Origin of the sequence: Litoreibacter ascidiaceicola, assembly GCF_900129235.1 — a bacterium.
GTDB classification, from domain to species: Bacteria; Pseudomonadota; Alphaproteobacteria; order Rhodobacterales; family Rhodobacteraceae; genus Litoreibacter; species Litoreibacter ascidiaceicola.
On the sequence record NZ_FQUV01000003.1, the window covers coordinates 59,437 to 80,824 of the forward strand.

A 21,388-nucleotide genomic window follows, 5' to 3' on the forward strand; every position below is an offset into this window, starting at 1 on the left:
CTGCCTTCCATTTGCGTTTGTTTAAGAGAGAGGGGAAGCGCGGGCTTAGGCAGAGATCAGTGATCTTACCGAGCGCCCTTTGAAACACGACAGGTTCGGTATAGTTTTGTTGGAATGACATCTGATTTGGTCCCATATTTTCCGTTGCGAAAGGCACGCGTTCATGAGGTCTATGGACCGGGTTCGCTGAGCTTTGCCGCTGTTGCGGCAGCTCTAGCGGGAGGCGATGTTTTCTGGATTCGTGAGAGGTGGCGACCGGAGATTTTGAACCCGTCAGGATTAAGTGCGTATGTTGACCCTTCGAAGTTTCTGATTGCACAAGTCAAAGATCAGGCTGAAGGGCTGGCCGTGATGGAAGATGCTTTGCGGGATGGACATTTGTCACTTGTCGTCATGGAACTGGGAGAGCCTTTGAGCTTAACCGAAGGGCGGCGATTACAACTTGCGGCGAAAGCGGGGAAAACTATCGGACTTTGTCGTATCTCAGAAGGGATGGGGAGTAATGCCGCTGAAACGCGCTGGCATTGCACGCCAGTTTTAGATCGCGACGACTCGACTCTGCAGCGTTGGGAAATTACAAAGAACAAATCGGGAACATTAGGTGTCTGGCATGTTCGATGGAATACAGCGTCGCGTCGTCTCAATGTGGTTTCCCCGGCTCTCGAGTGACCGGGATCTTCGGATGCGCCCGATTGGCGGGCCGTTTGTCCTCACGTTCAAACAAAGCAACGCCAATCGCATTTATTGCTTAAATGCAGAGGCCGAACGACAGGGCTTACATCGCGGGATGGCCTATTCCGATGCGCGGGCCTTTTGCCCCGATCTGCAAAGCCGCCCGGCTGACCCAATTGGAGATGAGCGATTTTTGAATGTGCTACGCCGATGGGCGACCCGCTATTGTCCGTGGGTCGGGTTGGAAGGCGCGGACGGTCTAGTGCTTGATATTACCGGTGCTGCGCATCTTTTTGGTGGCGAGGCGATGATGGTGACCGATATGCGCCAGCGACTAAGCCGAGCCGGGTTGTCAGTACAGGTCGGATTTGCGGACACACGTGGGGCGGCGTGGGGGCTGGCGCATTACGGCGAAGGGCTGGCTGAAACAGGTCGCACCTTGGACGCATTGGGGCCGTTGCCTGTAATGGCGCTGCGGCTGGAAGACAAAACCGTAACCGCTTTGCAGCGTCTGGGCTTGCGTACAATTTCCGATCTGGTTGAGTCACCTCGGGCGCCGTTGACGCGGCGGTTCGGGCCGGGGTTGATGATGCGGCTGGACCAGGCCCTTGGTCGCCAACCCGAGCAGATCACACCGCTGGCGGACCCTCCCCATTATGGCGTGCGAATTACGCTGCCCGATCCTATCGGGCTGAAGGACGATGTGATGGCGGGCACGTCTCGTCTATTGGACAGCCTGTGCGCCAAGCTCAAGGCGCGGGAAGCGGGCGCTCGAATTTTGTGTCTGACTTTGCGACGGGTCGATCAGGAAGCGCAGGTCGTGGAACTGCGCCTTGCCCGCCCTTTGCGCGACCCGCAGCGTATCTTGCCACTTTTCGAGCGGGGTGTCGCAGATGTGGATGCGGGCTTTGGTATAGACCAGATGCGGTTGGAGGCGACGCAAGTTCTACCCTTGCCAGCACAACAGATCAGTTCGGTCACCTCCTCTCGGAAGGATCAGTTGGAAGACCTGATTTCCCGTCTCGGGACGCGGATCGGGTTGGAAAATATCCAACGTGTTCTGCCCGCTGACAGCCATATCCCCGAACGGAGCTTTCTGATTGCTCCGGCGGCCTATTCTGAACCCGAAGGTCCATGGGTCGCGTTGCGCCCACGCCCGTTAAGCCTTTTCCCGCCAGAACCCATTGCGGGCGTAGGGGCTCAGCCGCCAAAGCAGTTTCGATGGCGCAGAATGGCATTGTCCACAGCGCGGGCAACAGGACCTGAACGGATCACGCCGGAGTGGTGGTTGGAGGATGATAACTGGCGCTCAGGCGTGCGTGATTATTGGCATGTAGAAACACGGCAGGGGCGGCGGCTCTGGCTTTATTATACACCGCAAAATCCCGGCTGGTTTGCGCATGGGGAATTTGCGTGACTGATTCCGTTCGCGAAATACGTCAGCCAGGCGCTGTGCAAAGCAGCTATGCCGAGTTGTGCGTCACTACCAACTTCACGTTCCTCACGGGAGCCTCGCACCCGGAGGAGATCATGACCCGCGCCGCGGAGCTTGGCCTTGCGGCTGTCGCGATAACGGACCGGAATTCACTGGCAGGGGTGGTGCGGGCTTATTCGGTGCTAAAGCAGTTGAAGCAGGAGGCGGGTGAGGCCGTCAAAATTCGGTCCCAACACCGGATAGATTCCTCCTCGCGGCAGCAAGTCGGACATCCGGACGATATTCCGCGCCCTGAAATGCTGCGCTTGCCAAAGCTGATCGTTGGCTGCCGTCTGGTGCTTCGTGACAGCTCCGTGGAGTGGGTGGCTTTGCCTCGTGACAAAGCGGCCTATCAGCGCCTGACGCGGCTTTTGACCTTGGGCAAGCGGCGGGCAGGGAAGGGGGAATGCCACCTTGATCTGGAAAATATGCTCGACAGCTGTTTGGGGATGACCCTGATCGCGTTGCCGCAGCAAGAATTAGGCGCGGCGGTGCATCATATCCAACGGATGCAACGGCGCTTTCCTGGACATGTTTTTCTAGGGGCCGTGCCGCGTTATGATGGTTCCGATCAGTTCTATTTCAATGCTTGCGCCAGTTTGTCGTTGAAAACCTCTGCACCCATGGTGGCGGTGGGGGATGTGTTGATGCATCGCGGCAGCCGGAAACAACTGGCTGATGTGCTGACTTGTATGCGGGAGCATCTCACCATCGACCAGATCGGCACCCGCGCCTTGCCTAATTCTGAACGCCGCTTAAAGGGGCATAACGATATGGCCCGTCTGTTCCCCAACCATCCCGCTGCCTTACGCCGAACGCTGGAAATCGCTACGCGATGTGGCTTTTGCTTGAGTGAATTAAGCTACGATTATCCGGATGAAATTTCGATAGAGGAAACGCCGCTGACGAGGCTGGAACGGCTGGCACATGAAGGACTGAGGCACCGATATCCCGAAGGCGCGACGGAACGGGTCCACAAGCTGATGGAGAAGGAGTTGAAGCTGGTGGCGGAGCTGGGGTTCCCTGCCTATTTTCTGACGGTCTACGACATCGTCCATTACGCACGTTCTGTTGGCATCCTGTGTCAGGGGCGTGGCTCGGCAGCGAATTCCATCCTGTGCTATTTACTGGGGATCACTGACGTGTCCCCTGACCAGATATCTATGGTGTTTGAGCGGTTCGTTTCCAAGTACCGTGGTGAGCCACCGGATATCGACGTGGATTTCGAACATGAGCGGCGCGAAGAAGTGATCCAGTGGATTTATGGAAAATACGGCCGCCACCGTGCGGGGCTATGCGCTACGGTGATTCATTTCCGGTCTCGCGCAGCTATCCGCGAGGTGGGAAAAGTCATGGGGCTGTCTCAAGATGTGACTGCGGGCCTTTCGAGTCAGATATGGGGCATGTCAAACGGCGGGGCGGACCCAGAACGGATCAAGGAACTTGGCCTTGATCCTACCGATCGTCGTCTTGCGCAAACCATCCGGTTGATCGGGGAGATTATCGGCTTTCCCCGCCACTTGTCCCAGCATGTGGGCGGCTTCGTTATCACAAAGGGACGGCTGGACGAGCTGTGCCCTATCGAGAACGCGGCCATGGAAGACCGCACGGTGATCGAGTGGGACAAGGACGACATCGACACACTGGGTATTCTCAAGGTTGATATATTGGGGCTGGGGATGCTCAGCTGTATCCGCAAGGCCTTTGAGCTGATGGATGAACATGAGCACCAGAGGCTTGATATAGCCACGGTGCCACAAGAAGACATCTCAACTTACCAGATGCTGCAAAATGCCGATGCTATAGGTGTGTTTCAGGTGGAGAGCCGCGCGCAGATGAATTTCCTGCCTCGAATGAAGCCGAAAACTTTCTATGATTTGGTGATTGAGGTCGCCATTGTCCGCCCCGGCCCGATTCAGGGGGGCATGGTGCAGCCTTATATTCGGCGGCGACAAGGTCTTGAGAAAGCGGAGCCGTTTGGGCCGGCCTTGGAGGAGGTGACGAAGCGGACGCTTGGCGTGCCGTTGTTTCAGGAGCAAGCGATGCAAATCGCAGTGGTCGGTGCAGGGTTCACGGCGGAGGAGGCTGACCAGTTGCGCCGCTCTATCGCATCGTTCCGGCGTATGGGGACAATCAGCAAGTTTAAGGAAAAGTTCATCAACGGAATGCTGAAGAACGGCTATAGCCCCGAGGTGGCCGAGCGGTGTTTTGGTCAAGTCGAGGGTTTTGCCGATTATGGCTTCCCCGAAAGCCATGCCGCCGCCTTCGCCATGCTGGCCTATGTGTCGGCTTGGCTCAAATGCCACCATCCGGCGGTTTTCGCCTGCGCCTTGCTCAATTCGCAACCTATGGGGTTTTATGCCCCTGCGCAGATCGTGCGTGACGTTCGGGAGCATCAAGTGGAAGTGCGTCCGATTTGTGTGAATGCCAGCGGTTGGGACAACAGTCTGGAACGCAGGGCAGACGGGGCGCTGGCGTTGCGGTTGGGGTTCCGCCAGATCAAAGGTTTCAAGGAAGAAGACGCGGGCTGGATCGTGTCTGCGCGGGGCAATGGTTACCGCGACCCAGAGGCCGTTTGGCTGCGTGCCGGTGTGGTGCCTTCGGTGCTGGAGCGGTTGGCCGAGGCGGATGCGTTCTCTGACATGGGTCTGACGCGGCGCGATGCGCTTTGGCTGGTGAAGGCGATCCGCAGTCAGACCCCGCTTCCGCTGTTCAATGATCCGATTGACGGAGAGAGCGTCAACGAGCCGAAGGTGGAACTTCCGGCGATGCATCTGGGCGAAGAAGTGGTGGAGGACTACGTCGCCATGCGGCTGACCTTGAAGGCCCATCCGATGGAGCTTTTACGCCCTTCGATGTCCGGTTTGACGCCGCATGATCAGTTGATCACGGCACCGCTACAGCGCACCAGTGTTTGCGGTCTTGTCATTACCCGTCAACGCCCCGGCACCGCTTCGGGTGTAATCTTCCTGACGTTGGAGGATGAAAGCGGTGTTTCCAATGTTGTTGTCTGGCGTAAAGTTTATGATCGGTTTCGCCGCATTGTAATGGGAGGGCGGCTTTTGCGTGTGACAGGGTATTTGCAGCGCGAAGGCATTGTCGTGCATTTGATTGCGCAAGAGATTGAAGACATGTCTTACCGCCTCACCGATCTGGGTCACCCGTTGGAGGCCGCCGTCGGCGTCACGCAACCGCAGGCTGACGATGCCCCACGTCGCCCGAAGCAACAACCTCGCGCTATGCACCCTCGGGATCAGGCCAAAAGGCTGTTCCCGAGCAGAGATTTTCACTGATCGGCTTGCCGTCCTAAATGTTCTCGAAGATTTCAACCGCCAAGATTGTCGGTAAGTGCCGAACGACCTCTTGCCAGCTTTCGCCTTCGTCGAGGCTGGCAAATACGGACCCGCTATTCGTGCCGAAATACAGGCCTGCAGGGTCTTGTGTATCGCCTGCCATGGCTTGACGCAGAACTGTGAAAAAGCAGCTTTCTTGAGGAAGCCCGTTTCGCATGGCTTGCCAGCTGTCCCCACCGTCTTTTGACCGCCAAACGGCAGCCGCAGCATCCGGCGGGAAGCGCCCCGCACTGTCGCCGTTGAGAGGCAGGGTCCAAATCATGTTCGGATCGCGAGGGTGTATGCGGATTGGAAACCCGAAGGTCGAGGGTAGCCCTGTGGTGATATCATCCCAGCTGCGCCCACCGTCACCAGACCGCCAAACGCCATGGTGATTTTGCTGGTACAGCAGATCACCTTTCCCCGGTGCTCGCATCATATTATGAACGCAGTGGCCTGTTTCGCCATCACGCGGCGCGGCAGGGTGATCAACATGAACACACGCCTCCACATTGGACAGGCGGTTGCGCCTTTCCCAAGTCTTACCGCCATCTTCGGTTGCGAAAACGCCAGCGGCTGAAATTCCGACCCAAAGCTTCTGTGGGTTCTGCGGGTCAGACACGATCGTATGGAGCACCAACCCTGCGGCACCAGGATTCCAGCTTTCCGCGGACTCGTGGTCTGTTAGCCCCTGAATTGCGGCCCAAGTTTTTCCATCATCCTCGCTCACGAGAAGGTTGGCGGGTTTCGTCCCCGCATAAAGTTTTCCGTGTGCATAGCCCAAAGACCAAATCTGAGAGAACTGTTCAGCGAAGGGCAGCGGCGTGTCCGTCCAGCCGATCATTTCCGCGAACTCGGGGTCGTTTGCAGCCCATTCGTCCATCGTGCCTTTGGTCAATCTGGTGACGTCCCAACTTTCGCCTTCGTCAGTCGAGCACCAGATGCCCGCGCCCGACCACTCACCGCCGCCACCCGCCCAGAGAATCCCACGTTCGGGGTGGCTGGCTAGGTGGTTAATCGGCCAGCCGTCGCAAAAGGGTCCTTTGACCTTCCAGCCAGATCTATCGGCGCCACCTAACGCCAGGAAGGCCCCCTTTGTCGTGCCGATAAGGATGGTGACGCCATCAAGTTTCATGGTTTTTGCCCCCTTGCATCACCCAAAATACCATAAACGTGGCGATCTATATAGCGGTCTGGAGAATTCGACGAAACAAACTTGGCGGTGATTTGGTCCGAAAGATATAGTTTCAATCGACGATGTTTTGCACATACCTGAAACGTGACCGCGCGGTGCATGACTGTACCCAAGGATAGATTAGGAAGACCAAGCGAAACCGGTAATGAGCTGTCGCAACCCAAGGGCTGCCCCAGCGAAGATTGCGGTAAACGTGATCGGTGCGCTAAAGGCCAAAACCGAAAACGCCGAGATTCCCTGACCGATGGTGCACCCGACTGCCAAGACAGCGCCGAACCCCATGCACATTGCTCCGAGAAACTGACGCTTGAGTTCGCGCGGATCATCGCAGGCTTCCCACCTGAAATGCCCCTTGATCAAGCTTCCGCAGAATGCCCCTGTCAAAACGCCAAACACCGATCCGACGGAAAAAGAGAGACCGCCCCCGCTTGACGTCATTAGGAAGATTAGAGTTTCGCCGAGCGGTGCGGTGCGGTGAAGGTATGGCTGATTACGGGTGCTGTGCTGAAACCTGTTGAGGCGACCCATTGTGTTCCAGCCCAGCCGCTTGCGATAGCGAGTCCGGCAAGACAGGCCCATGCGATGGATTTGGTATCTTTGAGAAAGCTGCGAGAACTCAGTGCAACCAGTCCAATTCCCGAAGTCAGTATCAGGCCAACAAACGCCGTGGACAGGCCGCTTAAGGACGATATCAGCCCAGCGTATCCGTGGCTTTCGACTGGAATCGTTGTGCTGTCAATGAACGCAACACGGGCTGCTGCAAACGGGCCTGATAGCATCGCGTAAGCAGAAATTCCCATCACCAGAACAATCACAAAGGATCGCAGGTCGCCGCCACCAAAACGAGCGAGCGCGCCAAAGCCACAGTTGCCGGCAAGCGACATTCCGTAACCAAAAAGAAGCCCACCGACAACGCTGGCTGCAGGAGACCAAGGTGAAATTTGATAGACTGTCTGGGCAAGATCGAGATGTCCCAAGGCCACCAAAGAGAAGCTCCCTAAGCCTGCTACTGCAACAGCGAGAATCCACATGCGAAGTCTGATCGAACTGCCTTGATAGAGAAAGTCTTCAATTGCGCCCAATGTGCAGAAGCGTCCCAATCGTGCGGCGAGGCCCAACACCATACCCCCAGCGAACCCAAAAAAGGTTAACAGCCACGCATCTGAGATGTTGTCTAGCAATTGTCCTCCCCAATGCTCTCACCTAAGAGCCTCGAACACGGGTCTTACTTTTTCTGACAGAAAAGGTCGTAGACCACGTCGAGTATCTGAACGGCACGGCGATCTGTCAAACTGTAATAGATCGCCTTGCCATCGCGCCGCGGGGATACCAAACCTTCGCTGCGCAGGCGTGAGAGCTGCTGAGATACAGCTGCTTGACGGGCGGATAGTAATTCTTCCAGCTCGGTCACCGATTTTTCACCAGTGGCGAGATGACACAAAATCATCAGCCGACCTTCGTGACTAATCGCTTTGAGGAAATTTGAGGCCGTGCAGGCGCTATCCATCATTCTCTCAATGTCTTCGTCGGACATATTCTTGGTTATGACAGGCAGGCTCATGGAACTATCGCTATTCAGCATTTTGGAGATCCTTTACATGCTGAAAGCTGCATGTGGCAATCCACAGGTCCCAAGAAAATGGGCGCTGCGCTATATCGGTCACCTAGACGGGTCACTGATTTGCCTGTGTTGCATCTGGATGTGCATCAAGCATTTTGCCAAGCAGGAACCAGAAAAATTGATCGCCGGCATAACCCTCTAGTCGCGCCAGCTCCTTGCCACCTTCGACCAGCACAAAGGTTGGAGTGAAAACGGGTTTCGAGGTGAATACGATATCATCTGGAAGATCACGAAGATCGACACGTCTCAACGGAGCGCGCTGACCTTCAGTTGTATTTGGGTAAGCTGGAGCAATCTCTTTGTTCCACTGGGCGCACCAATGGCATCCGTCTTGCTCGACCATGACGAGTTGAGCGGCGTTTGCGGAGATGGCGAATACTCCTGAGAGCAATGCGCTGAGAAAGTAGAAACGGACAGCGGTCATAGCGGTTCCAGTTGACCAATTGCTAAAACATACAATAACTTGAATGTGTAATGCATGCAACTGTTGGGACTCCCACCATGTTTGACGTCACTATTCTTGGAGCTTTGGCGGGGGGGCTGATTGTCTTTTTCTCGCCTTGCGTTTTGCCGATCGTCCCATTCTACTTGAGCTACATGGCGGGTGCGTCGATGTCGGAAATCAGCGCCGAGGGTGAAATGGCCCCAGGTGTCCGTCGGCGCGCATTCCTTGCATCTGTGATGTTTTCTTTAGGGATCATCACTGTGTTTGTCCTTTTGGGCGCAGCCGCATATGGGTTGAGTCAAACCTTCAGAGGAATGCAGACGGAGTTTCGCCTGTTCGCTGCTACTGTCGTGCTAATCATGGGGCTGCATTTTCTCGGGGTGTTGCGGATTGGCTTTCTGAACCGCGTTTTCCAGATGGATGCAGGCGACACGAAAAACATGTCGGTTCTTGGTGCGTATGTCGTCGGATTTGCATTCGCCGCTGGCTGGACCCCGTGCGTTGGTGGTGTTTTGACTGCTGTCGTGTTCACCGCAAGCACCGAGTCGACTGCATTTGAAGGGTTGCTACTATTACTGGTGTTCGGTTTTGCGATGACGGCACCATTTATGGTCGCCTCTCTCTTTATCGGGCCATTCTTGCGGTTCGCGTCACGCTTCCGCAAACACCTTCCGAAGGTGGAAAAGGCGATGGGGCTACTCATGATCCTGTTCGCAGCGCTTATTGCCACCGACAGCGTTAACCGTATCGCAGAATGGATGTTAAATACCTTCCCTGTGTTTCAGGGAATTTAAGGAGGAGACAAGCAGATGAGACGTATTTGGATGGCCGTGACGGCGGTCTTTTTCGCACTACCGTCAGCTGCAGCAGAGCTTGGTGACGATGGTCTGCATAAAACCGATTGGATGCGCGATACGTTCAAAGATTTGCGCGAAGACCTTGGCGAGGCCAACGCTGAAGGAAAGCGGTTGGCATTGTTTATGGAGCAAAGGGGCTGCATCTATTGCACCAAGATGCACAAGGAAGTCTATCCGCGAGAAGATGTGTCCAGCTATATCCGCGAGAACTTCTTCGTTGTTCAGCTAAATCTGCATGGCGACACGGAAGTTACAGATTTTGACGGTGAGGTCCTCACGGAAAAAGCAGCGGCTCGAAAATGGGGTCTTCTGTTCACCCCATCGATTCTGTTCATGCCCGAGGAGGTCGACGAAGACCAATCGGCCCAATCTGCAGCGGTGGCGGTGATGCCGGGAGCTTTCGGCGCAGGCACGACTCTGGATATGTTTACTTGGGTCAACGAAAAGCTGTATTCCCTTGATTCTGAAGAGGATTTTCAGCGCTATCATGCGCGCCGAATTCAAGAAAGGCAGAACGGATCTACGGACTAAGACATCCTTTGGCAAAGGTTGTATTCACAAATTCGAATTTACCCTTGCTCGTTCACGAAGGCGTGTCCTATGGTATACAAAAAATTGAATGTGTTACGGGAGGACGCATGAGAATTTCCATACTTACAACGATAGCAGCCGCTGTCTCAGCCACCGCTTTGGGCGCGGCTGAAATTGCACCTACTGCTGTTAGCTTCGAAGACGGCGCGGTCTCGCAATCGCTGACAGGCGTTGCTGGTGATCCGGCAAACGGCAGCGAGATTGTCGGGGACAAAGGGCAAGGTAACTGCGTGGCCTGTCATCAGGTTTCAGATCTTGCGGACGTACCTTTCCAAGGTGAAATCGGCCCTGCACTTGATGGTGCTGGCGATCGTTGGTCCGAAGCTGAGCTTCGCGGCATCGTCGCGAACGCAAAAATCATGTTCGAAGACTCGATGATGCCTTCGTTCTACAAGACCGAGGGCTTTATCCGCCCAGGTAACGCCTACACAGGTAAGGCGGCCGACGACACATTCGGCCCGCTTCTTTCTGCTCAGCAAATCGAAGACGTGGTGGCCTACCTGTCCACTCTCAAAGAATGATCAATCCTTTTCAAAAGGATAAAGCTCAGGAGCTTAATCAATGAAACTGACAAGACGAAACGCCATGGTCATGGGCGCAGGTGCCTTCGTGGCACTGGGCCTGCCGCTACGCGCATCCGCTTCTTTGGCGGATGACGCTATCGCCGCCTTCACAGGTGGTGCTGAAATGGCAGATTCAGGTATCACCCTGACCGCACCGGAAATCGCTGAGAACGGGAATACTGTTCCGGTCGAGGTGTCCGCGCCGGGCGCTGCCGAGATTTTGGTTCTGGCCACTGGCAACCCAACCCCAGCAGTCGCGACCTTTAAATTTGGTACGCTGGCTGCATCGCAAACCGCGTCTACTCGCATTCGACTCGCGGGTACTCAGGACGTAGTTGCTATCGCTAAAATGCCCGACGGTTCGTTTGCGAAAGCGTCGAGCACGGTCAAAGTCACAATCGGCGGCTGCGGCGGCTAAGGTATCTCAAGGAGAATTTTAAAATGGCAAAAGGTGTAAAACCCCGCGTCAAGGTGCCTAAGAAGGCAGCTGCTGGCGAAGCTATCACAATCAAGACCCTGATCAGCCACAAGATGGAATCCGGTCAACGCAAGGATGACGATGGCAATCTGATCCCACGGTCGATCATCAATCGCTTCACATGTGATTTTAACGGCGAGAACGTCATCGACGTGACGCTTGAGCCTGCGATTTCGACCAACCCATATCTAGAATTCGCCGCGACCGTACCGGAAGCTGGCGAGTTTAAATTCACTTGGTATGACGACGACGGCTCTGTCTATGAAGAGAGCAAGAAAATTGCCATTGGCTGAGCGTCGCAACATCAGGGAGGGATGAATATGACCAATCTAAAAGGAGCGCTGAGCGCCCTAATCATAGCAGGAACTATGGCGTCTGTTGCTGTGGCAGATCCTGTGGATGACACGTTGATCATCAATGGCGAAACAACACTTGTCACACGCACTAAAGCTCCGGCACATGTGTCGGATGCGCTTGACGAAGTGATGTCGGGCTGGCTGTTTCGCGGGACTGAAACGCGAGCCATGCAGACTGATGACTTCGACAACCCCGGCATGATCTTTGTCGAACAAGCCGAAGACGTCTGGAACACAGCTGACGGCTCAGAGGGTAAATCCTGCGCTGACTGTCATGGTGCATCTTCGGATATGTCCGAGGTCCGCCCAACATTCCCGAAGTGGAACGACGCGGCGGAAGAGGTCTTCACGCTTGAGATGCAGGTCAACGATTGCCGTGAAAACCGCATGGGTGCCGAGAAGTGGAAGTACAATGGTGGCGAGATGGTCAACATGACCGCATTGCTTGCCTCTGTTTCGCGCGGCAACCCTGTAAACGTGGCAATCGACGGTCCGGCCCAAGCGGCTTGGGAGCAAGGCAAAGAGTTGTACTACACACGTACCGGGCAGCTCGAACTGTCTTGTGCCAACTGCCACGAGGACAGCTATGGTTTGATGATCCGTGCGGATCACCTTAGCCAAGGACAAATCAACGGCTTCCCAACTTACCGTTTGAAAAACACCAAACTGAACTCGATCCATGATCGGTTCAAAGGTTGTATCCGCGATACGCGTGCTGAAACCTACAGCCCTGGTAGTCCAGAGTTTGTGGCACTCGAATTGTATGTTGCTTCGCGTGGGAACGGCTTGTCGGTCGAAGGGCCGTCCGTTCGCAACTAAGTATCTAGTCTGCCCCGTACTGATTGATCAGTACGGGGCATTCTTCTCGTCAAAACATTCAAAAATCAGCATGTATGCTAGGCATAGGGACAACCCCAAATGATTTCACGGCGTGATTTTCTTCAAACAAGCATGGCAGCAAGTGCCATTCTCGGAGCGTCCAGCTATGGTAATTGGGGGCGTTTGGCCGCGCAGCAATCGCTGACACAAGACCAGTTGTTGCAGTTCGATACGTTTGGCAACGTGTCGTTGATCCACGTGACAGACATTCATGCGCAGCTGAAGCCGCTCTATTTCCGCGAGCCTTCCATCAACATTGGTGTGGGTGACAATCGCGGAAAGGTTCCACATGTCACGGGTGCCGATTTCCGAAAATTGTACGGGGTCGAAGATGGCAGCCCGTCACATTATGCGCTGAGCTCTGGAGATTTCTCGGCGTTAGCTGCTGGGTATGGCCGCGTTGGTGGCTTGGACCGTGTCGCAACTGTTATCAATCAGATCCGATCTGATCGCCCGGACGCTTTGTTACTGGACGGTGGTGACACGTGGCACGGCTCCTACACCTGTTATCACACGGAAGGCCAAGACATGGTCAACGTGATGAACGCGTTGAAACCCGACGCGATGACCTTCCACTGGGAGTTCACGCTCGGCTCAGACCGGGTAAACGAAATCGTTGAAGGTCTTCCCTTCGCGGCCCTTGGTCAAAACATCTTTGACGCTGAGTGGGACGAACCTGCGGAGCTGTTCCCGCCTTATAAGTTCTTTGAGCGTGGCGGTGTGAAAATCGCTGTCATCGGACAAGCCTTCCCTTACATGCCGATCGCGAACCCCGGTTGGATGTTCCCCGAATATGCATTCGGTATCCGTGATGAGAACATGCAATCTATGGTCGACGAAGTCCGCGCGGCGGGTGCCGAGTTGGTCGTCTGTCTAAGCCATAACGGTTTTGATGTGGACAAGAAGATGGCTGGCATTGTGACCGGCATCGACGTGATCTTGTCAGGCCACACGCATGACGCCCTACCTGAGCCTGTGTTGGTTGGGGAGACAATCATCGTAGCATCGGGATCGAACGGAAAATTCGTGTCTCGCGTCGATCTGGACATTCGTGATGGTCGCATGATGGGCTTCCGTCACAAGCTTATCCCGATCTTCTCGGATGTTATCACGCCGGACGCTGATGTTGCGGCAGTTATCGACGAGCAACGTGCGCCTTACGAGGAGGAACTGTCCGAGGTTATCGGCCAAACTGCGTCGTTGTTGTACCGTCGTGGCAATTTCAACGGAACGTGGGATGATGTTATCTGCGATGCATTGATCTCGGAGCGCGAAGCAGACATCGCCCTGAGCCCGGGTGTGCGCTGGGGGCCATCGCTTCTGCCGGGTCAAGACATCACACGTGAGGATATCTGGAACGTCACGTCGATGACCTATGGCGCGGCTTACCGCTCTGAAATGACGGGCGAGTTCTTGCATGTGATCATGGAAGATGTGGCCGACAACCTCTTCAACCCCGATCCATATTATCAGCAAGGCGGCGACATGGTCCGCACTGGCGGGCTTGGTTACCGCATTGATGTGACAAAGCCGCAAGGCGAACGCATTACGGAAATGACGTTGCTGAAAACCGGCGAAATGATTGACCCGGCGAAGACCTATCAGGTCGCCGGCTGGGCTTCTGTGAATGAGGGCACCGAGGGTCCTCAGATTTGGGACGTTGTGGAAAACCACATTCGCAAACAAGGCACCGTTACAGTTGATCCGAACAACAGCGTTCAGGTGGTTGGCGCGTAAGCGACCCAACCAGAAAGGCAAAAAGATGACACAAAAAACGACCGGTAATTCCCGCCGCGCCTTCCTTAAGGGAGCGGCCCTGACCGGGGTCAGCCTCGCAGCTGGAAAAGCAAGCGCTGCCACACCCGACCCGTTAATCACCGAGGTTCAGCCATGGGCTTCCGGCCTTGGCGACGGGGTTGATGAAACGCCATATGGGTTGCCGATCCAATTCGAGAGTGACGTGGTCCGCCGGAATGTCGAATGGCTCACCGCTGATACGATTAGCTCGATCAACTTCACGCCGATCCATGCGTTGGACGGCACGATCACGCCGCAAGGTTGTGCGTTCGAGCGTCACCATTCGGGCGCAATCGAACTTAAGAAGGAAGACTACCGCTTGATGATCAACGGCATGGTGGACCGTCCTTTGATCTTTACATATGCCGATTTGGAAAGGTTCCCACGCGAGAACCACGTCTATTTCTGCGAATGTGCTGCGAATACGGGTATGGAATGGGCAGGGGCCCAGCTGAACGGTGCGCAGTTCACCCACGGTATGATCCACAACATGGAATACACTGGGGTGCCGCTGCGCACGTTGTTGGAAGAGGCCGGTTACGACACGGCTGGAAAATGGGTTTACGTCGAGGGCGCGGATGCGTCGTCGAATGGGCGCTCCATTCCGATGGAAAAAGCGCTCGACGATGTATTGGTCGCGTTCAAGGCCAATGGCGAGGCATTGCGTAAGGAACATGGCTACCCTGTGCGCTTGGTCGTTCCCGGTTGGGAAGGTAACATGTGGGTCAAATGGATCCGCCGTATCGAAGTTTCTGACGCGCCGGTTGAAAGCCGCGAGGAGACATCGAAATACACGGATACGCTGGAAGACGGCACGTCACGCAAGTGGACATGGGAAATGGACGCGAAGTCCGTTGTCACGTCCCCCAGCCCTCAGTCTCCGATCATGCACGGCAAAGGTCCACTTGTGATCACGGGTCTGGCTTGGTCGGGCCGCGGTGCAATCACCCGCGTTGATGTGTCGAAAGACGGCGGCAAGACGTGGGAAACGGCCCGACTCGCAAAACCCGGAGAGAAAATGGCGCTGACGCGCTTTTATCTCGACACGGATTGGGACGGCGAGGAGATGATGCTCCAGTCGCGCGCGATGGATGATACGGGCTATGTTCAACCCACCAAGAGTCAGTTGCGCGAAGTGCGTGGCTTGAACTCGATCTATCACAACAATTGCATCCAGACTTGGTTGGTGCGCTCCAGCGGGGAGGCGGAAAATGTCGAAGTTTCTTAAGGTAGCAACGGCGCTTGCGCTCATTTCAAGCCCGATTGCAGCGGAGACTTTTGGTCTTGGACGCGCTGCCCTGCCGGAGGAAATCGCGGCGTGGGACAAGGATGTTCGTCCTGACGGTACCGGCTTGCCTGTTGGTTCCGGTGATGTGCTCACCGGTGAAGAGGTGTTCGCGGACCAATGTGCTGTGTGTCACGGGGACTTCGCCGAAGGTGTCGGAAACTGGCCCAAGCTCGCAGGTGGTGCCGGCACACTGGCTGACGATGATCCATTGAAAACTGTCGGCAGCTATTGGCCGTACCTGTCCACCACGTGGGACTATGTGAACCGCTCCATGCCTTTCGGGAATGCGCAAACGCTTGAGCCGGATGAAGTTTACGCGATCGTGGCTTACATCTTGTACTCCAACGATTTGGTTGATGATGAATTTGTTCTGTCAAACGAGACATTCGAAGATGTCGTTTTGCCAAACCATGACGGCTTCATTGTGGATGACCGTATTGAAACGGAGCATTCCAAGTGGATCGGCGAGCCTTGCATGGAGAATTGCAAAGAAGACGTGAAAGTAACCATGCGCGCCATGGTACTGGACGTCACTCCTGATGAAGGTGGTGACGACGCAACCAGTGCTGAGCCGGAAGCCGTCGAAGAAACCGAGGTGGTAGAAGAAGCCAAGGGTGAAGAAATCGCAGCGGAAGAAGTGGTAGCGATTGATCCTGAATTGGTAGCCGCAGGTGAGAAAGTCTTCAAAAAATGCAAGGCCTGTCATCAGGTGGGTGAAGGTGCCAAGAATAAAACAGGTCCGATTTTGAACGGGATCGTTGGTAAAGCCGCGGGTTCTGTGGAGGGGTTCAAGTATTCCAAAGCATTGGTTGCCAAGGCTGACGAGGGGCTTGTCTGGACCGACGAGACGCTGGCGGAATTTCTCGCGAAACCAAAGTCTTACATCAAAGGTACGAAGATGAGCTTTGCGGGACTTAGAAAAGAAAAAGACCTAGCGGCGATTACGGCGTATCTTGCCAGTTTAGGAAACTGATTATGCGCAGCGCACCGTTTTTGAAGTCAGCCCTAGCAGCAAGCTTCGTTGCTGGGGCAAGTTTGGCGGAAGAAATCGGTGATGCTGATGCGGGTGAAGCGCTTTTCTCCCAATGCAAGGGATGTCACCAGATTGGTGCCAGTGCTGAGGATCGCATTGGACCACATCTCAATGGCATCTTCGGTCGCCGCGCAGGTGCCCATGAGGGGTTTGCGTATTCGAAGTCTATGCAGCGTGCAGGTGTAGACGGCCTTACTTGGACCGCAGAGACGCTAGACGCCTATATCGAGAATCCCCGCGCGCTTGTGTCCAAAACACGGATGAGCTTTCGCGGGATAAAGAACCCCGATGACCGAGCAAATCTGATGGCCTACCTCCGGGATTTCTCTGACAACCCGTCAAACCTGCCCGAAGCAGAGCCGACAGCGCGCGCAACAGATCACGATCTGGACCCTGAAATTCTAGCGCTTCAGGGCGACCCTGAATATGGTGAGTATCTGTCTAACGAATGTTTGACATGCCATCAGGCCGATGGAAGTGCGGAGGGCATTCCGTCGATCACTCAATGGCCTGAAGAGGATTTTGTGGTCGCAATGCACGCTTACAAGCGCAAGCTTCGCCCGCATCCCGTGATGCAAATGATGGCGGGCCGTTTGAACGACGAAGAAATCGCGGCGCTTGCTGCGTATTTTAAGGACCTCGATTAACGGGGCCATTTTCTGGGAGGAAAAAACATGAAACTAAACAGACGTATTTTTATGGGGACCAGTGCTGCTGCGATGGCATCACTGAGTTCACCTGCGGTGCTTGCTGATGGTCACGGCAAACCTCGCGTGGTTGTAATCGGCGGTGGCGCAGGCGGCGCGACCGTAGCCAAATATCTTGCCAAAGACAGCAAAGGCGAGATCGACGTGACCCTGGTTGAGCCCACGCGCACCTACTTCACCTGCTTCTTTTCAAATCTGTATCTCGGTGGCTTCAAGGACATTGATGATTTGGGACACACCTACGGAACGCTGGCCGCCAAATATGGCATTAACGTCGTGCACGATTGGGCTGTGGACGTTGATCGGGACAGCAAAACGGTCACTCTCGCAGGTGGTTCAAAACTACCTTACGACAAAATGGTCTTGAGCCCTGGGATCGACTTTGTCGACGGCGCTGTTGAAGGCTGGAGCGTTGCCGCGCAAAACGCGATGCCGCATGCATATAAGGGCGGCTCTCAAACAGAACTTCTCAAAGCCCAAGTCATGGCGATGCCCGAGGGTGGCACATTTGCGATGGTTGCCCCTCCGAACCCTTATCGATGCCCTCCTGGGCCCTACGAGCGGATTTCGATGGTCGCGCATGTGTTGAAGGCCAACAATCCAACTGCAAAAATCATTGTGGCTGATCCAAAAGACAAGTTCTCTAAACAAGCCTTGTTCCAAGAAGGGTGGGCAAACCACTATGCAGGAATGGTTGATTGGATCGGCTCTGATTTCGGAGGCGGAAATGTTTCCGTTGATCCAAATGCGATGACGGTCACCATTGATGGTGAAGAAACCAAAGTAGACGCTTGCAACGTAATTCCGGCGATGAAGGCTGGCCGCATTGCGGAGCTTGCGGGTGTCACCGATGGTAATTGGGCACCAGTGAACGCGGCGGATATGAGCACAAAAGCGGATGCTGATGTCTATGTCCTTGGGGATGCAAGCCAGCAGGGCGACATGCCAAAATCCGGCTTCTCCGCGAATTCCCAAGCCAAGGTCTGTGCCAATGCAGTGCGCGGGGCGCTTACAGGCTCGAAAGTCTTCCCAGCCAAGTTCTCCAATACGTGCTGGTCGCTGATCGACACTGACGATGGTGTGAAGGTCGGCGCTACTTACGAGGCGACCGACGAAAAAATCGCCAAGGTGGATGGCTTCATTTCCGCGACGGGTGAAGATAGCGCGACCCGCAAAGCGACATACGAAGAATCTGAGGGGTGGTACGCAGGTATCACTGCCGACATGTTCGGCTAAATCAAGAGCGCGGGTATGATCTAAGTCAAGGCCCGCGCCGCAAGTTTGTGGTTCGATGAATCACGCGACAGGAGGAACTCTCATGAAGAAACTAGTGATAGCTGGGGCGTTTGCCCTCTTCTCGGCACCAGCATTGGCTGATGGCCACGCTGTGACCTATCCGTTCGAGGGTGACTTCGGGGATGCGACATTCGCTGTCGAAAGCGCAATCGTCGGGCGCGGCCTAGTGGTTGATTGGGTGAGCCATACTGGCGACATGCTCAACCGCACGGCTGAAGATGTCGGCAGTGACGTGAAGCTCTTTGATGGCGCTGACATATTCCAGTTCTGCTCTGCTCAATTGTCTCGCAAGGTTATGGAAGCCGATCCGATGAACATCGCGTTCTGCCCGTACGGTATCTTTGTTGCAGATCAACAAGGCGAGGTCATGATTGGCTACAAGACATTCCCAGAAGGACCGATGCAGGAAGTGCAGGCGCTTTTGGATGAAATTGTGAAAGAGGCTTTGCAGTAACAATGAACTATCAAGACTTCTTTGCCGCGAGCCTCGATCAATTGCGCGACGACGGGAACTATCGTGTGTTTGCAGAGCTGGAACGCAAATGCGGCGATTTTCCGCATGCCCAAGCGCATGACGGTGGCGATACCGCACCTGTTACGATCTGGTGTTCGAACGATTACCTTGGCATGGGGCAGCATCCGGCTGTTCTTGAGGCGATGCATGATGCCTTGGACCGTTGTGGCGCGGGCGCGGGTGGGACGCGAAATATATCCGGAACAACCCATGACCACGTTCAGCTGGAGGCGGAATTGGCCGATCTTCACGGCAAAGAAGATGCGTTGCTGTTTACATCGGGCTATGTGTCCAACTGGGCCGCGCTTGGCACCCTTGCGGGTAAAATTCCGGGCTGTGTTGTGCTGTCGGATGCGTTGAATCACGCGTCGATGATCGAAGGCATCCGCCACTCGAAGGCAGAGCGGATGATCTGGAAGCATAATGATTTGAACGATCTGGAGTCCAAACTGGCCTCCCTTCCGTTGAACCAGCCCAAACTGATTGCGTTCGAAAGCGTCTACTCGATGGACGGAGACATTGCTCCGATCAAAGAGATTTGCGATCTCGCGGACAAATACAACGCTATGACCTATCTCGACGAGGTTCACGCAGTTGGCCTTTATGGCCCGCGTGGTGGTGGGATTGCTGAGCGTGAAGGCCTCATGGACCGGATCACCGTTATCGAAGGTACACTTGGCAAAGCATTTGGCGTTGTCGGTGGTTACATCGCGGCGTCTGCGGATCTGAGTGATTTCGTTCGAAGCTTTGCCAGCGGCTTCATTTTCACGACCGCGCTCCCTCCGGCCGTTGCAGCAGGTGCGGCGGCCTCGATTCGGCACTTGAAGTCCTCAACTGCTGAGAGAGAAGATCATCAAAGCCGTGTAACCGAGGTTCGCGCACGTCTAGACGCGCTTGGGATTCCGCATACGGAAAATCCGAGCCATATTATTCCAGTGATGGTTGGTGACCCGGTGAAGTGCAAATACATCTCTGACCTGCTGCTGCAGGATCATGGAATTTACATTCAGCCGATCAACTATCCAACTGTTCCGAAAGGAACCGAGCGACTGCGGATCACACCCTCGCCAGTGCACAGCCAAGAGGATGTTGACCGCTTAATTGGTGCTTTGGGAAACCTGTGGTCTCAGTGTGAGCTTGCCCGCATGCCGATGGCGGCGCAGTAACTGATATCGCGCGTCCAGTCTTTCTAGCCCTGCGAAAGCAAAGGTAAGGCGAATGCTTGAAAGTTTGATCGACCAATTTGGTGACGGAGGCGTTTTGATGCTGGCCGGAGCATTGGTTGGCATCATCTTCGGGGCTTCCGCGCAGCATTCCCGATTTTGTCTCAGGGCTGCCAGTGTTGAGTTGTCGGAGGGCGGTTTCGGGCCCCGCATTTCGATCTGGCTCATCGCCTTCAGTGCAGGTGTCTTGTTTGTGCAGCTGAGCATCGCTGCGGGTATTCTCGATGTATCTCAATCGCGACAACTTGCGGCGACTGGCAGTATGTCTGGCGCGATTATTGGTGGTCTGATGTTTGGCTGTGGCATGATCCTTGCGCGCGGGTGTGCAAGCCGGTTGCTAGTCTTGTCCGCAACGGGAAATTTGCGCGCAATTATCACTGGGCTTGTCCTAACTCTTGTTGCGCAGGCGTCTTTGAGAGGTGCTCTTTCACCCGCACGAGAGGCTCTTGCAGGACTTTGGCTTGTGCCCGGTGGCGAGGCGCGAAATCTACTGAGCCAGCTGGGCCTGTCGTCGACTATCGCCGCGATCATTGCCGCGGTTGCCTTAGCCTTCGCGTTCTGGTTGGCCCGGCGCTCTGACGTGCGGAGCAGCCATGCCTTTGCCGCTGCAATCGTTGGTGGCGCTGTTGGGTTGGGGTGGTTGTTCACTTACGCGATATCTCAAGCCTCTTTCGAAGTTGTCGCCATTTCTTCCGTCACCTTCACGGGCCCGTCGACCGATACACTGATGGGGTTGGTCAATAGCACGGAACTGCCGCTTGGTTTTGGAGTAGGCTTGGTGCCGGGGGTTTTCGTTGGGGCGATGACTATGGCCATACTAACCCGCGAGGCCCACATTGAACGGTTCGGGCCGGACACGCCGATGGAGCGTTATCTGGCTGGAGCGACCTTGATGGGGTTCGGAAGCATGCTCGCAGGTGGTTGCGCCGTTGGTGCTGGTATGTCGGGAGGCGCGGTCTTCGCGATTACCGCGTGGGTAGCTGTGTTCTTCATGTGGGTCGGCGCAATGGCGACCCACCTTTTGATGGGCCGCATATCGCGCCGTGCTGCTGTTGCAGCCTAAGGCT

20 protein-coding genes and 1 pseudogene are annotated in these 21,388 nt (G+C 55.2%); 17 read left to right on the forward strand and 4 right to left on the reverse strand.

The window, feature by feature from the left end; all coding sequences use genetic code 11:
• Positions 1 to 114: 114 nt before the first annotated feature.
• Genes BUB72_RS06330 through BUB72_RS06340 form a run of 3 tightly spaced genes read left to right on the forward strand, consistent with a single transcriptional unit; the run spans position 115 to position 5,439 of the window.
• On the forward strand, positions 115 to 669 hold the full coding sequence (locus BUB72_RS06330; protein WP_073141879.1) for an ImuA family protein: 555 nt from the start codon (positions 115 to 117) through the stop codon (positions 667 to 669).
• Positions 611 to 2,089 (forward strand): Y-family DNA polymerase, encoded by a 1,479-nt coding sequence (locus tag BUB72_RS06335; protein ID WP_073141882.1) that lies wholly within the window; start codon positions 611 to 613, stop codon positions 2,087 to 2,089. Before BUB72_RS06330 ends, BUB72_RS06335 begins: the two co-directional genes overlap by 59 nt.
• Positions 2,086 to 5,439, forward strand: a complete 3,354-nt coding sequence (locus BUB72_RS06340) for an error-prone DNA polymerase (protein ID WP_245814756.1) — start codon at positions 2,086 to 2,088, stop codon at positions 5,437 to 5,439. Before BUB72_RS06335 ends, BUB72_RS06340 begins: the two co-directional genes overlap by 4 nt.
• A gap of 13 nt (positions 5,440 to 5,452) precedes the next feature.
• Here BUB72_RS06340 and BUB72_RS06345 read toward each other — a convergent pair whose 3' ends face one another.
• The 4 genes and pseudogenes from BUB72_RS06345 to BUB72_RS06360 form a co-directional block, all read right to left on the reverse strand.
• The gene (locus BUB72_RS06345) at positions 5,453 to 6,613 is read right to left on the reverse strand and encodes a WD40/YVTN/BNR-like repeat-containing protein (protein ID WP_073141884.1); all 1,161 of its coding nucleotides are present in this window, start codon (positions 6,611 to 6,613) and stop codon (positions 5,453 to 5,455) included.
• A 180-nt stretch (positions 6,614 to 6,793) separates the two neighbouring features.
• Positions 6,794 to 7,854, reverse strand: a pseudogene (locus tag BUB72_RS06350) (YeeE/YedE family protein).
• 44 nt (positions 7,855 to 7,898) lie between these two features.
• Positions 7,899 to 8,207: an ArsR/SmtB family transcription factor gene (locus tag BUB72_RS06355; RefSeq protein WP_083588615.1), complete on the reverse strand. Its 309-nt coding sequence runs from the start codon at positions 8,205 to 8,207 to the stop codon at positions 7,899 to 7,901.
• Positions 8,208 to 8,346: 139 nt separating this feature from the next.
• Positions 8,347 to 8,718 carry a thioredoxin domain-containing protein gene (locus tag BUB72_RS06360; protein ID WP_073141889.1) on the reverse strand — a complete coding sequence of 124 codons (372 nt, stop codon included), beginning with the start codon at positions 8,716 to 8,718 and terminating at the stop codon, positions 8,347 to 8,349.
• Between the two features lie 77 nt (positions 8,719 to 8,795).
• Here BUB72_RS06360 and BUB72_RS06365 point away from each other — a divergent pair, with 77 nt between their 5' ends.
• The 14 genes from BUB72_RS06365 to BUB72_RS06430 all read left to right on the forward strand — a co-directional run bounded on the left by BUB72_RS06365 (position 8,796) and on the right by BUB72_RS06430 (position 21,384).
• The gene (locus tag BUB72_RS06365; RefSeq protein WP_073141891.1) at positions 8,796 to 9,533 is read left to right on the forward strand and encodes a cytochrome c biogenesis CcdA family protein; all 738 of its coding nucleotides are present in this window, start codon (positions 8,796 to 8,798) and stop codon (positions 9,531 to 9,533) included.
• Between the two features lie 15 nt (positions 9,534 to 9,548).
• A complete protein-coding gene (locus BUB72_RS06370) occupies positions 9,549 to 10,127 on the forward strand; it encodes a thioredoxin family protein (RefSeq protein WP_073141894.1) in 579 nt (192 codons plus the stop codon).
• Between the two features lie 107 nt (positions 10,128 to 10,234).
• A complete protein-coding gene (gene soxX / locus BUB72_RS06375) occupies positions 10,235 to 10,708 on the forward strand; it encodes a sulfur oxidation c-type cytochrome SoxX (RefSeq protein ID WP_073141896.1) in 474 nt (157 codons plus the stop codon).
• A gap of 40 nt (positions 10,709 to 10,748) precedes the next feature.
• A complete protein-coding gene (soxY, locus tag BUB72_RS06380) occupies positions 10,749 to 11,168 on the forward strand; it encodes a thiosulfate oxidation carrier protein SoxY (protein ID WP_073141898.1) in 420 nt (139 codons plus the stop codon).
• Positions 11,169 to 11,191: 23 nt separating this feature from the next.
• The gene (soxZ, locus tag BUB72_RS06385; protein WP_073141900.1) at positions 11,192 to 11,521 is read left to right on the forward strand and encodes a thiosulfate oxidation carrier complex protein SoxZ; all 330 of its coding nucleotides are present in this window, start codon (positions 11,192 to 11,194) and stop codon (positions 11,519 to 11,521) included.
• Between the two features lie 75 nt (positions 11,522 to 11,596).
• Entirely contained in the window at positions 11,597 to 12,403 is an 807-nt protein-coding gene (gene soxA, locus BUB72_RS06390) for a sulfur oxidation c-type cytochrome SoxA (RefSeq protein ID WP_425435157.1), read from the forward strand.
• A 99-nt stretch (positions 12,404 to 12,502) separates the two neighbouring features.
• A complete protein-coding gene (gene soxB, locus BUB72_RS06395; RefSeq protein ID WP_073141904.1) occupies positions 12,503 to 14,200 on the forward strand; it encodes a thiosulfohydrolase SoxB in 1,698 nt (565 codons plus the stop codon).
• 25 nt (positions 14,201 to 14,225) lie between these two features.
• Positions 14,226 to 15,488: a sulfite dehydrogenase gene (gene soxC / locus BUB72_RS06400; protein WP_073141907.1), complete on the forward strand. Its 1,263-nt coding sequence runs from the start codon at positions 14,226 to 14,228 to the stop codon at positions 15,486 to 15,488.
• On the forward strand, positions 15,472 to 16,521 hold the full coding sequence (locus BUB72_RS06405; RefSeq protein WP_073141909.1) for a c-type cytochrome: 1,050 nt from the start codon (positions 15,472 to 15,474) through the stop codon (positions 16,519 to 16,521). Before soxC ends, BUB72_RS06405 begins: the two co-directional genes overlap by 17 nt.
• Positions 16,522 to 16,523: 2 nt before the next feature.
• Positions 16,524 to 17,228: a c-type cytochrome gene (locus tag BUB72_RS06410; protein WP_073141912.1), complete on the forward strand. Its 705-nt coding sequence runs from the start codon at positions 16,524 to 16,526 to the stop codon at positions 17,226 to 17,228.
• 27 nt (positions 17,229 to 17,255) lie between these two features.
• Positions 17,256 to 18,524: an NAD(P)/FAD-dependent oxidoreductase gene (locus BUB72_RS06415; protein ID WP_073141914.1), complete on the forward strand. Its 1,269-nt coding sequence runs from the start codon at positions 17,256 to 17,258 to the stop codon at positions 18,522 to 18,524.
• Between the two features lie 82 nt (positions 18,525 to 18,606).
• Positions 18,607 to 19,038, forward strand: coding sequence for a DUF302 domain-containing protein (locus BUB72_RS06420; RefSeq protein WP_073141916.1), 432 nt, complete (start codon positions 18,607 to 18,609; stop codon positions 19,036 to 19,038).
• Between the two features lie 2 nt (positions 19,039 to 19,040).
• Positions 19,041 to 20,264 carry a 5-aminolevulinate synthase gene (gene hemA / locus BUB72_RS06425; RefSeq protein ID WP_073141918.1) on the forward strand — a complete coding sequence of 408 codons (1,224 nt, stop codon included), beginning with the start codon at positions 19,041 to 19,043 and terminating at the stop codon, positions 20,262 to 20,264.
• A gap of 52 nt (positions 20,265 to 20,316) precedes the next feature.
• The gene (locus BUB72_RS06430; protein WP_073141921.1) at positions 20,317 to 21,384 is read left to right on the forward strand and encodes a YeeE/YedE family protein; all 1,068 of its coding nucleotides are present in this window, start codon (positions 20,317 to 20,319) and stop codon (positions 21,382 to 21,384) included.
• Positions 21,385 to 21,388 lie beyond the last annotated feature (4 nt).

What these genes read in the sequence shown, in the direction of transcription:
- BUB72_RS06405 (WP_073141909.1), top strand. Translation starts at nt 15,472, where the DNA reads ATGTCGAAGTTTCTTAAGGTAGCAACGGCGCTTGCGCTCATTTCAAGC.
- BUB72_RS06335 (WP_073141882.1), top strand. Translation starts at nt 611, where the DNA reads ATGTTCGATGGAATACAGCGTCGCGTCGTCTCAATGTGGTTTCCCCGG.
- soxZ (WP_073141900.1), top strand. Translation starts at nt 11,192, where the DNA reads ATGGCAAAAGGTGTAAAACCCCGCGTCAAGGTGCCTAAGAAGGCAGCT.
- BUB72_RS06365 (WP_073141891.1), top strand. Translation starts at nt 8,796, where the DNA reads ATGTTTGACGTCACTATTCTTGGAGCTTTGGCGGGGGGGCTGATTGTC.
- soxX (WP_073141896.1), top strand. Translation starts at nt 10,235, where the DNA reads ATGAGAATTTCCATACTTACAACGATAGCAGCCGCTGTCTCAGCCACC.
- BUB72_RS06415 (WP_073141914.1), top strand. Translation starts at nt 17,256, where the DNA reads ATGAAACTAAACAGACGTATTTTTATGGGGACCAGTGCTGCTGCGATG.
- BUB72_RS06370 (WP_073141894.1), top strand. Translation starts at nt 9,549, where the DNA reads ATGAGACGTATTTGGATGGCCGTGACGGCGGTCTTTTTCGCACTACCG.
- BUB72_RS06430 (WP_073141921.1), top strand. Translation starts at nt 20,317, where the DNA reads ATGCTTGAAAGTTTGATCGACCAATTTGGTGACGGAGGCGTTTTGATG.
- BUB72_RS06410 (WP_073141912.1), top strand. Translation starts at nt 16,524, where the DNA reads ATGCGCAGCGCACCGTTTTTGAAGTCAGCCCTAGCAGCAAGCTTCGTT.
- soxB (WP_073141904.1), top strand. Translation starts at nt 12,503, where the DNA reads ATGATTTCACGGCGTGATTTTCTTCAAACAAGCATGGCAGCAAGTGCC.
- soxC (WP_073141907.1), top strand. Translation starts at nt 14,226, where the DNA reads ATGACACAAAAAACGACCGGTAATTCCCGCCGCGCCTTCCTTAAGGGA.
- BUB72_RS06345 (WP_073141884.1), bottom strand. Translation starts at nt 6,613, where the DNA reads ATGAAACTTGATGGCGTCACCATCCTTATCGGCACGACAAAGGGGGCC.
- soxA (WP_425435157.1), top strand. Translation starts at nt 11,597, where the DNA reads ATGGCGTCTGTTGCTGTGGCAGATCCTGTGGATGACACGTTGATCATC.
- BUB72_RS06330 (WP_073141879.1), top strand. Translation starts at nt 115, where the DNA reads ATGACATCTGATTTGGTCCCATATTTTCCGTTGCGAAAGGCACGCGTT.
- BUB72_RS06360 (WP_073141889.1), bottom strand. Translation starts at nt 8,718, where the DNA reads ATGACCGCTGTCCGTTTCTACTTTCTCAGCGCATTGCTCTCAGGAGTA.
- BUB72_RS06420 (WP_073141916.1), top strand. Translation starts at nt 18,607, where the DNA reads ATGAAGAAACTAGTGATAGCTGGGGCGTTTGCCCTCTTCTCGGCACCA.
- soxY (WP_073141898.1), top strand. Translation starts at nt 10,749, where the DNA reads ATGAAACTGACAAGACGAAACGCCATGGTCATGGGCGCAGGTGCCTTC.
- BUB72_RS06355 (WP_083588615.1), bottom strand. Translation starts at nt 8,207, where the DNA reads ATGTCCGACGAAGACATTGAGAGAATGATGGATAGCGCCTGCACGGCC.
- hemA (WP_073141918.1), top strand. Translation starts at nt 19,041, where the DNA reads ATGAACTATCAAGACTTCTTTGCCGCGAGCCTCGATCAATTGCGCGAC.